This is a genomic window from Acinetobacter lactucae (assembly GCF_013122135.1).
Taxonomy (GTDB): domain Bacteria; phylum Pseudomonadota; class Gammaproteobacteria; order Pseudomonadales; family Moraxellaceae; genus Acinetobacter; species Acinetobacter lactucae.
Genome location: NZ_CP053391.1, coordinates 1,981,972 through 1,993,076 on the forward strand (window position 1 = coordinate 1,981,972; position 11,105 = coordinate 1,993,076).

An 11,105-nucleotide genomic window follows, 5' to 3' on the forward strand; every position below is an offset into this window, starting at 1 on the left:
AGTTTAGATGAGCCGTTGCATGAGTATCGGCTCATCATTTTCACTGAGAGACTGAACGTGACTATTCAAACTGAACAAGAATTCCTTGCCAGTTATGATCGCCGAGATTATGACGCACCTTTACTCACTGTAGATATGGCTATTTTCTCGGTATTTAATGGTCAGTTGCAGGTATTACTCATTAAGCGACCAAACTTTCCAGCTAAAGACCAATGGGCTTTACCGGGTGGTTTTGCCGATTTAAAGCACGATCAAGATTTGATGGCTACGGCTTATCGTAAGCTGGTCGAAAAAACAGGAATTAGTTCACCTTACTTGGAACAAGTTGCTTCTATCGGTAACGCGAAACGTGACCCGCGTGGCTGGGCAGTAACCATTTTGTATTTTGCATTAATCGATTTTAATGCCTATCAACACCAAGCTTTGGCTGAGTACAGCGAATGGGTGCCTGTAGCAAAAGCACAAGATTTAGCATTGGCGTTTGATCATAATGAATTGCTCAGCTTAGCTTTAGAGCGTTTAACCAATAAAACTCGCTATACCGCTTTGCCAGCTAGTCTCATGCCCGAGTTATTTACACTGACCGAGCTACAGACTATTTATGAAATTATTCTTGGGCAATCTTTAGATAAAAAAGCGTTTAGACGCCGTATGATAGAAGCAGGCGCAGTTGAAGAAACCAGCCACAGTAAAATTGTAGGCAAACGACCAGCTCAGCTTTACCGCTATGCACTCGATTCTTTTGATTTTATATTTCCTCGTTCACTCGAATTACCTAGAAATAAAGAGGGTGAAGGCAAGCAAAACAATGAGCTTTCTGACTAGCGCATCTTAATGCACTTTTGATTTATAATGCCGCGCTTATGATTGATGTCATGTTTTGATAAGCGCTTTGCCTATGTCACACCTTTCTCCCTGCTTCCAGCAAAACCAGTTTTTTGTGTTGGTGGAGTATCTCACTTCACTACATGAAATTTATCCTGTAAGACATGAGTTTGCAGGATATCCAGCTGCAATGACATTGGCAGATCGTGTACATTCAGATCATGATATTGCGCCGCTTGAAGCCAGTAAAAGTTATCCTGACATAATTGATAAAGTCTTACACTTTTCAGGTAAGGCCCGAGACATACAAGACTTCGAGCTCTTTTTAGAACAAGCCAAGTCTGCCAATATTCAAAACTTGTTATTGCTTACAGGCGATAAACTTAAAGAGCATCATAATGGTCGAGATGGTCAGCCTCGTAGTCGTTACCTAGAGTCGGTAAACGCCGTAATGGCAGCTAAGCAATATGGTGGTTTTCGTATTGGGGTTGCTTTTAATCCGTTTAAATATGTCGAAGCTGAGCGTGATGCACAGTATTTAAAACTGCATAAGAAGATTAAAGCAGGTGCTGACTTTATCATTACCCAATTAGGCTATGACATTGAAGCCTTAAAACAAGCCAAATCATTTTTAACCAAGCATGATTATTCGCAGCAAATACTGGCTTGCGTCATGCCACTGACTTTAGGCCGTGCTAACTACATGGTAAAGCATAAAGTTGCGGGTATTGTGATTACTCCACACATGCTAAAAGTCTTGGCAGAGGAAAAACAGGCAGGGCATACAGACCGTGTTTATTTGCGCTGCGCTTTACAAATTTTAATATGTAAACACTTAGGATTTGCGGGTATTCATTTATCTGCTTGTCATAAGCCAGAAGAGCAAATGCTGCTTGAAAGTTACATCGAGCAATACAGACATCTTAATCTTAAGGCCTTAGAAGAGCTTTGGAGTTCACTTTGGCAAGTCAAGACAGGCGAAGAGTTTACCCCTGAAATTGCTCGTTTTTCACGTCAGCCAACATCTAAACAAATCATTAAATATCGCCAACTGCATGTGATGCATGAGGCCCTGTTCGGATCTAAAATTGCCAAAGGTGTAGGCCGGTTTATTTTTAAAGCGCCTTTTTGGGAAAATGCTTTGGTCGCCAAAGTACTACTTAAAACGGAAGTACTGAGTAAACATAGCCTAGTGGGTTGTGAAAGCTGTGGTCAGTGCCGTTTAGGTGACACCTTATATATTTGCCCTGAGACTTGCCCAAAAGGTTTAGCCAATGGGCCTTGCGGTGGAACAACTTTAGACCGCTGCGAATTTGGTGACCGTGAATGCATTCACTCTGTTAAAGCACGACTTGCAAAAGCCATTGAACAAACCGAAATATTAAAAGAAAAACTGATTCCAACTGTGCCTATTGAAACAAGAGGAACCAGTTCTTGGAAAAATTGGTATTTAGCGACCGAGGTATAAGTTGTATAACTTCCTTGATTTGATTTTGTTAAAAAATCAATTTATATGCTAAAGCACGGCGATAATTTAAAAATAACAATCATTTGCCTTAATTATGTCCAATCAAAGTGATCACCTAGGAGTATACTTAAAGCAAATCTTTTGCGTTAAAAGAAAGGCTGTCTCAATGAAAAAGTTGGTTGCTGTACTTACTGTAATTGTTGTTTTAACCGGCTGCGTTTACGACCCTGTTAATTACGACAAAATACACGACCAAGAGTTCCAAGACCACCTCAGGCAAAACGGTTAGTAATAAAAAAGCCCACTCAATGAGTGGGTTTTACAATGCTGCAAAGAATTTTTGTGATGAACTTATACATTGCTATTTTGCAGACTGGTTGTAACGTATATGATAAATATTAAACACGTGAACAGATAGATTTCTGGCTAACTATTCTTCATCAAGAAATTAATAGCTATATTTTAGCTCTAATGGCGTCAATTTATATCTAAGTCGATATTTAATTCTTAATGCTTTCGCTACTTTAATGGCATCTAGAACTTCAGTATCTGCTCCTGGTTCTTTTACTCCTACGATTTGAGCTTCAACCATAGGCTGATAGGTATCATTTCTTACCCCGGAAGCAACTTGATAGTTTGAGTTTACAAGAGTGCCTTGATTCATTTTTGGAATTTTAAAATAGCGAAAATCATTTTGCATGACTAACTCTGCACCACGTAGAACAACAAAATCTCTTGCTTGTTCTGGTGAGCTACCACGATCACCTTTATAACTGACGTAGAAAGAATCTTTACCCGCTTGTCCTTCTCTGAAATGTGACATCACAGCACCAGGATTATAAGCGGGAGGAATTAAAACAGCGCAGCCTGATAATGATAATAAAAGGACGGATAGGAAAATTTTATTCATCTATGGAGTTCTCTTTATTTGAGTTGATGAGGAGAGTTATTTTTATCTTCATGAATATTTCCTGATGAATATATCAAAAAGTAATCAATATGCGAATTCAGGAATTTATAAATACCAAAAAATTAAAATTTGATAGTGCAGAGCCTTTTATCGTAATTTTTTTGTTTTATATAAATCTTATGTTAATTATTAGGTTTAAAAATTTAATAAAACTAAACTTAATCTATAGGTACTAAAAATGAAAAAAGAGATAATTTTAGCACTGTCTTGCTTACTTCCTTTTGCTGTTTTAGCTGATTGTAATGTTGGAGCTATGACGTTAACAGGAGCTTCTAATAGTGGGCAATGGTCCAGTTTGGTTACACTCAAAGGGCAGAAGTTAACTTCTTATACTCAAGATAATAACTCTTTGGAAAGTCAAGCAGCAACTAATAGTCCAACCAATTTACCTGCATCGAATATCATTGCTTTCGAATATAGATCTGTAACACCTGCGAATTTGACAGGTGATGAAAAGACAGCAGGATGGCTTCTTCATAGCTCTAGCACGAATGGCACAGTTACTAGTGGAGCATTATTTACTCCGACATCGGATAGTACTGGTTTGAATCTCGTTTTAGTTGGGGTAGGCAACCCGACACCCAAATATCAATCCTTTGAAACTTTAAGTAGTGGAGTTAATAGAATTGGTGTGTATATCAACAGACAATCCAAGCAGATTGGGTATATTTTGAATGGAGTAAATAAAGGATATAAGTGGACCTTTACTGATCCAATCAATAATATTAGTTTTGCGTTATTAAATGGGTTCTCAGGTTTTACAAGTAGTTCTTCGAGTCTTGGAAAAGAAGTGACGATGGAATTAATTACTGATCATTCATTATTGCAATATACCTATCCTACAGGAGCTACCGATATATGTGGGAATTCTTTATAAGAACTTGGCCCTGTACTGGGTAAATGCTATTTTTGCGTTATAGTGGTCGAAGTGTAAATAAAGATCACATAAAATATTTAAAAGCTCATGGAAAGATGGGCTTTTTTGTTTATAAATATCTGATGTATTTTGGTAATATACTTTAAGTTAATTTATTAGATTAAAAATGAAAAGATATTTATTATTAACTTGTATCATCGCTTCAAATGGCTGTATGGCATATTCTGATACTCCTAGCCTTCAAACATCGTGTGAAAATATAAGCGTACAAGCAGTAAAAGTTATGGAAAGGAGACAAGCTGGTGTAACCTTAAGTCAGGAAAAAGAAGCACTCAGAAAATTCATGGGAATACGTAAGTATAATTCTGAAAGAGTAAAATCCGCATTTGAAACAGTCATGAATAAAATTTTAATTGAAGTTTATAAGGAGAATATCAAAGAAAATGACTTTGAAAATGAAACAATGATCAGTCGCTTTAGACAAAAATTTTTCAATAAATGTTTATCTGGTGAACTTATTGATGAGTCAATATAAATTCTAAAATTGAAAAATAAAAAGCTTCCGTTTTGAAAAGCTCGCTTAGGCGGGCTTTTTTATTGATTCTATAAGCTTAACGAGTTTATTTATTAGTAAAGAAAAAACAAAAGATTAAGATGTAGGACAATAGATTTTTTACTAAATTTATATAATATTTACGTATTCCACTATTTTGTAATGAGCACATTAATTTTATGAATAGAATATTATTATCTTTTATAAGTTTATTGATTATTAGTCCAGTGTACAGTGCTGATGATTTTTTCGAAAAAAAACCTTCTATTTTAATTGTTAAAGATGAAGAGGCTCAAAATACTAAAAGTGGTGAGAGTGTTGTTTTTTTTGAGTCAGCAATGCAACAAAAAATAGATCGTACAAATCAACTTTTTAGAAGGGCTGAGCGAGATAAAGATGTTCTATTCCAAACGTCAAATATGACTGATTATGATAAATCACAATATTACAGAGAAAATAAGTTTGCTAATTATAGAGGTTATTCTCCATACATTGAATCTGCACCTAATAGAAAAGTAATTTCAGAAGAAGAATATGAACAGCTAATGGAGCAAAAAAGAAAAGAGAGAAAAGTTGATCGAAGCCTTTGGTACCTATTAGATAAGTAATTTCAGAAGATGAATTTCAATAGTTAAAAGTGCCATAGGAAAACTAGAAAATTAATATTTTTACGGACAAAATATAGCTATTACCTACCAAATCGAAAAATAGATATGTTATAGAAAAGGATGGGATTGGGTATTAAGTTCAAAGGGAGCGCTTAACCGATCTTTTTAAAATTCAATAAATTTTGTTAAATAGGTAAACGATGACCGTACTTTTTGAAAAGGATTTCAGCCCATCTGAGTTTACATTGTTTTCTGAAATATTATGGAAACTTGGCTCAGGGAAAGGGCAATACAATTTACGTAAAAATATCCTTGCTGATATTGCCATCTTATTACGGGCTGATTTCGCTGCATCTTACATTTGGGATTCAACTCATAACTTATCGAAAGAAGGTGTGATATGGAAAATCGACCCAAAAGCAATGGAGGACTATGAGTGTGTTTGGCAATTTGCTGATCCGATTACTTCACAGCTTCGAAAACGTCAAAAACCAACATTTGTAAATGAAGTCCTGCCTCTTACTGACCTTAAAGAAACACCGTATTACAATGAGTTTTTAAAAACCTATGGTTTGTATCACGGTATAAATATTTATTTTGTCCGAAATGGTATGGATATTGGTGATTTACGTATTTGGCGTGCTCAAGACGCTGACATATTTGGTGAACGTGAAAAAAGAATATTAAATCTGCTTGAACCTTATTTTACTCAAGCCTTACCAGCCGATTTGTCAACACAATATGGTCTGACTCCACGAGAACAAGAAGTGGTTCATTTAGTCTCTAAAGGTTTAAGTGATAAAGAGGTGGCAAATTTACTTGGTATAAGCTTTACCACATTAAGAACTCATCTAAATAACTCTATGAGAAAAATAGGCTGTAATAATCGCACTGAAATAGCTTTACTCATTCAACATTAAAGCAAAGCAATCCTCAATTTTGAGGATACGAATTATTGAGCAATTTGTACTAAGTTCTTAAGATCACAACTTAAAGGGATTTTAAGTCGCCATGTCAAATGCAGTTGAAAAAAATAATTGGATTGAATCACAGGGTTTATCAAATGCTTCAGTAGATGTCATCACTCAACTGATTCATGAAAGAAAAGTATCTTGTGAAGAACTCGTGCATCACTACTTTGCCGCTATTGAAAAACAAGAGTCTTTAAATGCATTTATTAGCACAGATAAAGCTTCAGCAATTCAACAAGCTCAATATTGGGATGAATATCTACTGAGTGGAAAACCATGTCCAGCTTTAATGGGCATTTTAATTGCGGTTAAAGATAATATTCATGTTGCTGGTTTCTCAAATAGTGCAGGCACACCAGCTTTAGCCCAATTTAAACCTCAAAATTCCGCACCGATTATTCAAAAGCTTATTGATCACGGTGCGATCATTGTTGGTAAAACCAATATGCACGAATTGGCCTTTGGGGTAACAGGTTATAATACTGCTATGCACATTAAAGGAGTTGTGGGTACAAGAAATGCCGTAAATCCATTGCATATTGCTGGCGGGTCTTCGTCAGGTAGTGCTGTGGCCGTTGCAGCAGATATGGTTACGATTGCGATTGGTACAGACACAGGCGCTTCAGTTAGATTACCGAGTGCATTAAATGGTTGTGTTGGCTTTCGTCCAACGGTAGGACGATATTCCCAAGAAAGTATTACCCCAATTTCACATACGCGGGATACTGCTGGTCCTATTGCACATACAGTATCTGACATTATTTTAATTGATCAGCTTATTACTCAAGAGCCAAAAAAAAAACCATTAAAGCCTCATCAAATTAGGCTTGGCATCAATCCATATTTTTGGAATCATTTAGATGAAGATGTTTATGAGCAGGCATATATTGCGCTTGGGCTGTTAAAAGAGGCAGGAGTCGAAATTATTAATGTCGATATGCCGAATTTAGAACAACTCAATCACGCTATCTCATTTCCTGTGGTCGTCTATGAAGGCAAATATGACCTTATTCAATATTTAAAACTTCATCATGTAAATCTGACTTTAGAGGATGTAATTGATCAGATCTCAAGCCCAGATGTACAAGCAATTTTTAAACAGAATGTTCTTCCCCAATTAATTCAAGATCAGACGGCGCAACTTGTGCCTGTTTTACCTTTCTATGAAAAGGCCATCCGTGAGGCGCGTCCACAATTGCTTGAACTCTACCAAAACACATTTAAAGCGCATAACTTACATGCTTTATTATTCCCGACGTCACCGATTGTTGCACCGCTAGCAAACGAACAAGTCAGTTCAATTGAAAATTTCCAGACACTCATTCGAAATACAGATCCTGGAAGTAATATCGGAATACCAGGGCTGAGTTTACCGATTGGGAAGGGCGTGAAATCGAAACTACCAATTGGATTGGAAGTCGATGGTTTACCTCATCAGGATAGTGAAATACTTGCGATTGGAGTAACTCTAGAAGAAATTTTTAGTGCTTTAAATCATTAAAAAATAATCAGTAATAAAAAAGAGTTAAAAGTAACTCTTTTTAAGATTAATTTTGTTTTTTAATAATATTTGGTTTCTTAGGCGTATGTCAGGTTGGGGCGGGGGTTCTATATTATTTTACTTAACATAATTAATGAAAAGTTGTCGGAATAGTCTTTTGATAAACGCTTTTTTACTATTTTGGCTAAACCAGAATATTTATATTTTATCTTTCTATTAATATTATAAAACTTCTCGATAACTATTTATTGATTACATAGACTTTTAAATAATTCTACTTAATTAATACAAATAGAAAGTTAATCTTTAATATTAGTGAAATAAACCTCTTTATATATTAGCTTTTTTAAATAAATTCAACTTTAGTAATTATTTGATTTTTAATAATAATTTTTATTTATTTAAGCTGTTTTTATAAGCAGTTATTTGAAAAAATATAAAATTACATAATTTTTAAACATAGTTTATATAACTTGCTTTATTGACATAAATAGAAAAAATATCTGGCAAAGAGGTCAATGATATTTAATTCACTTAAGAACCATAATTTGCACCAAATTTTACGCTGTCACGATTCATTGAATAAAACCAAGTGAAAAGTTACGTAAAAAAGAAACCAATAATTTTATTGGCTTAAATAAAAAATCGAATATTACAAATAAGCGGAATGAATATGGATAACGTAGCTCAGCTAGAAACTGATACTAATTTCCAAAGTCGAAAGAAAATAACTTGGGGGGTTTTTAGTGTCCTGCTGTTATTTTTAGTTGCTGGTATCTTATATTATTTTTTTGTATATCGTTTCTATCAATCTACTGATAATGCTTATGTGCAAGCTGATGTCACTTGGGTGATGCCAAAGATTTCAGGTGAAGTGATTGAGTTATTAATTAACGATAATCAGTTTGTAAAAAAAGGGGAAACTTTAGCTGTCTTAGACCATCGTGATTACCAAGCTCGTTATGATCAAGCCCGCTCTGTCGTGAGCTTAAAAGAAGCAGCGCTAGGCGTACAACAACAAAATGAAAAGTCTGCCAAGTCTTCAATTATTGAAGCTAATAGTGGTGTAGTGGCAGCGCAAGCAGATTTATCCCGCTTAAAAAAAGATTTTGAACGTTATCAAGATTTATTAAAAGATGGCGTGATTACCCGTCAAAACTTTGAAGGGGTTCAATCTCAATATTTAACGGCCCAAGCTCAACTCAGCAAAGCGCAAGCCGCCGTAAATGCGGCAGAAGCTCAGTTGGGGAGTTTACAGGCTAGTCGAGCGCAGCTTCTAGCAGATATTCAAAGTGCCAATGCAAACTTAAACCTGTATCAGGTCGATTTGGCTTCATCAAAAGTGGTCAGTCCTGTAAACGGTAAGATTGGTAGCCTTGCAATTCAAAAAGGTTCACGTGTTTCTCCGCAAACCCGCTTAATGGCGATCATTCCTGAAAATAGTTTGTATGTACAAGCGAACTTCAAAGAGACCCAAATTGAAAAAATGCATATTGGGCAGAAAGTTGAATTAAAACTTGATGCCTATCCAAGCCTGACCTATAGCGGAAAAATTGAGAGCTTTTCACCAGCATCAGGCGCAACTTTTTCACTCATGCCACCAGACAATGCCACAGGAAACTTTAACAAAGTTGTACAACGCATTCCTGTGCGTATTGCCATAGATTCAAGCCCGCATATTGATTTGATAAAACCTGGAATGTCGGTGAGCGCTACCGTTGACCTAAGAACTTAATAATAAAATTTTAGGTAATAACAAATGAATAAGCACCTTGAAGCCGAGTGGATGTTTCCCGCAAAGACGGCATGGGCAATTTTTGCGGCCATGATTTTTGGCAACTTCATGGCGATTCTCGATATTCAGATTGTGGCGAGTTCTTTAAACGAAGTTCAAGCGGGGATGAGTGCAAGTCGTTACGAAGTGACTTGGGTGCAAACGGTTTATTTAATTGCCGAAATTATTGCAATTCCAATGTCGAGTATTGTCTCGCGGGTGCTGTCGACACGGGTGTATTACACCATCTGTGCAATTGGCTTCACCATCAGTTCCTTACTGTGTGCATTGGCATGGAACTTAGAGAGTTTACTGGTTTTTCGTGGCATTCAAGGTTTTATGGGCGGCGGCATGATTCCAACTTCCATGACAGCGTTGTACTTACTTTTTCCTGAAGCAAAACGTTCTTTGCCTTTGGTGATGTTTGGAATGATCAGTACTTTGGGTCCGGCCATTGGCCCAACCATTGGTGGCTGGCTTACCAATAACTTCTCATGGCACTGGATGTTCCTGATCAATATTATTCCGGGCATTATCATTGCCACGGTCATCTACTCAGGCCCAAATATCGACCGTGCGAACTATTCACTCATTAAAAGTATGGACTGGTTCAGCCTCGTGGGTATGGCGATGTTTTTGGGTGGGCTGGAATATTTCCTTGATGAAGGCGCACGGCATGACTGGCTTGCAGACACAGGTGTTCGGATTGCATTTATGATCTGCGTTGTGGGCGGCATGATTTTCTTCTCTAGAAGTTTTACCCAGCCTAAGCCTTTGCTCGATTTATCCGTATTTAAAAATAAAAACTTTACCTTAAGTGCCATCACCACTTTTGTGATTGGAATGGCGCTCTATGGCTTGGGTTATATGATTCCCGTGTTTCTTGGGCAAGTCCGTGAAATGAACAGTAGCCAAATTGGTCATGTCATGATGGTGACAGGCATTGTCATGTTCTGCTTTGCACCGTTTCTTGCATGGCTGATTCCCAATTTTGATACCCGTAAAACCGTATTTGTCGGAATGATTCTGGCTGGCTTTGGTGTTTGGCTCAATTCGCACCTCAGCATTCATAGCGATTACGACTTTATGTTCTGGCCGCAAATTTACCGTGGTATTGGTCTCATGATCTGCCTGATTGTGGTTTCACATTTAGCCATGAGCACTTTGCCACTCAGCAAAGTAGCCGATGCCAGCGGTATTTATAACCTGATGCGCAATATTGGCGGCGCGGTTGGACTGGCACTGATTAACTCATCATTAGATTGGCTGACTGCGCTACATGTCACCCAGATTAATCAGTCGATGACACCTCAAAACTGGATCTTTACAGAAAGGCTGGATCAGCTCACGGCGCAATATCAGGAAGTCGGTGCAAATGCTCAGCAAATCGCGCTCAGTGTGATTTATCGAGACATTCATTTTCAGGCACTGACATCGAGTTTTAATGACTTATTACGCATGCTCGCAATCATCATGTTTGTGACCGCCTTTTTAACCATCTTTATGGATCGGGGGAAGAAAATGAATATGTAGCGATTTAGAAATAAAGAGCAGCTTT

At 37.0% G+C, this 11,105-nt stretch carries 10 protein-coding genes; 9 read left to right on the forward strand and 1 reads right to left on the reverse strand.

The features are described from left to right. Positions 1-57 precede the first annotated feature (57 nt). Positions 58-825 (forward strand): ADPR responsive transcriptional repressor NtrR, encoded by a 768-nt coding sequence (gene ntrR, locus HLV59_RS09195; RefSeq protein WP_021510684.1) that lies wholly within the window; start codon positions 58-60, stop codon positions 823-825. Positions 826-898: 73 nt separating this feature from the next. Beyond that, positions 899-2,293 carry a methylenetetrahydrofolate reductase C-terminal domain-containing protein gene (locus HLV59_RS09200; protein ID WP_171429815.1) on the forward strand — a complete coding sequence of 465 codons (1,395 nt, stop codon included), beginning with the start codon at positions 899-901 and terminating at the stop codon, positions 2,291-2,293. A gap of 448 nt (positions 2,294-2,741) precedes the next feature. Here the strand turns inward: HLV59_RS09200 and HLV59_RS09205 are convergent, their stop codons facing one another. Next, complete coding sequence (locus tag HLV59_RS09205; RefSeq protein WP_016145323.1) at positions 2,742-3,203, reverse strand: CC0125/CC1285 family lipoprotein; 462 nt, start codon at positions 3,201-3,203, stop codon at positions 2,742-2,744. A 238-nt stretch (positions 3,204-3,441) separates the two neighbouring features. Here HLV59_RS09205 and HLV59_RS09210 point away from each other — a divergent pair, with 238 nt between their 5' ends. From HLV59_RS09210 to HLV59_RS09240, 7 genes are all read left to right on the forward strand, one after another. After that, the gene (locus tag HLV59_RS09210; protein ID WP_016145322.1) at positions 3,442-4,140 is read left to right on the forward strand and encodes a DUF4882 family protein; all 699 of its coding nucleotides are present in this window, start codon (positions 3,442-3,444) and stop codon (positions 4,138-4,140) included. A gap of 166 nt (positions 4,141-4,306) precedes the next feature. After that, a complete protein-coding gene (locus HLV59_RS09215) occupies positions 4,307-4,675 on the forward strand; it encodes a hypothetical protein (RefSeq protein WP_171429816.1) in 369 nt (122 codons plus the stop codon). Positions 4,676-4,872: 197 nt separating this feature from the next. Further along, on the forward strand, positions 4,873-5,301 hold the full coding sequence (locus tag HLV59_RS09220; protein ID WP_016145320.1) for a hypothetical protein: 429 nt from the start codon (positions 4,873-4,875) through the stop codon (positions 5,299-5,301). Between the two features lie 200 nt (positions 5,302-5,501). Next, on the forward strand, positions 5,502-6,221 hold the full coding sequence (locus tag HLV59_RS09225; RefSeq protein WP_171429817.1) for a response regulator transcription factor: 720 nt from the start codon (positions 5,502-5,504) through the stop codon (positions 6,219-6,221). Between the two features lie 91 nt (positions 6,222-6,312). Further along, positions 6,313-7,773, forward strand: a complete 1,461-nt coding sequence (gene iaaH / locus HLV59_RS09230) for an indoleacetamide hydrolase (protein ID WP_171429818.1) — start codon at positions 6,313-6,315, stop codon at positions 7,771-7,773. 673 nt (positions 7,774-8,446) lie between these two features. Continuing rightward, positions 8,447-9,508 carry an HlyD family secretion protein gene (locus tag HLV59_RS09235; RefSeq protein ID WP_057105877.1) on the forward strand — a complete coding sequence of 354 codons (1,062 nt, stop codon included), beginning with the start codon at positions 8,447-8,449 and terminating at the stop codon, positions 9,506-9,508. Between the two features lie 24 nt (positions 9,509-9,532). Continuing rightward, positions 9,533-11,080, forward strand: a complete 1,548-nt coding sequence (locus tag HLV59_RS09240) for a DHA2 family efflux MFS transporter permease subunit (RefSeq protein WP_057105876.1) — start codon at positions 9,533-9,535, stop codon at positions 11,078-11,080. Positions 11,081-11,105 lie beyond the last annotated feature (25 nt).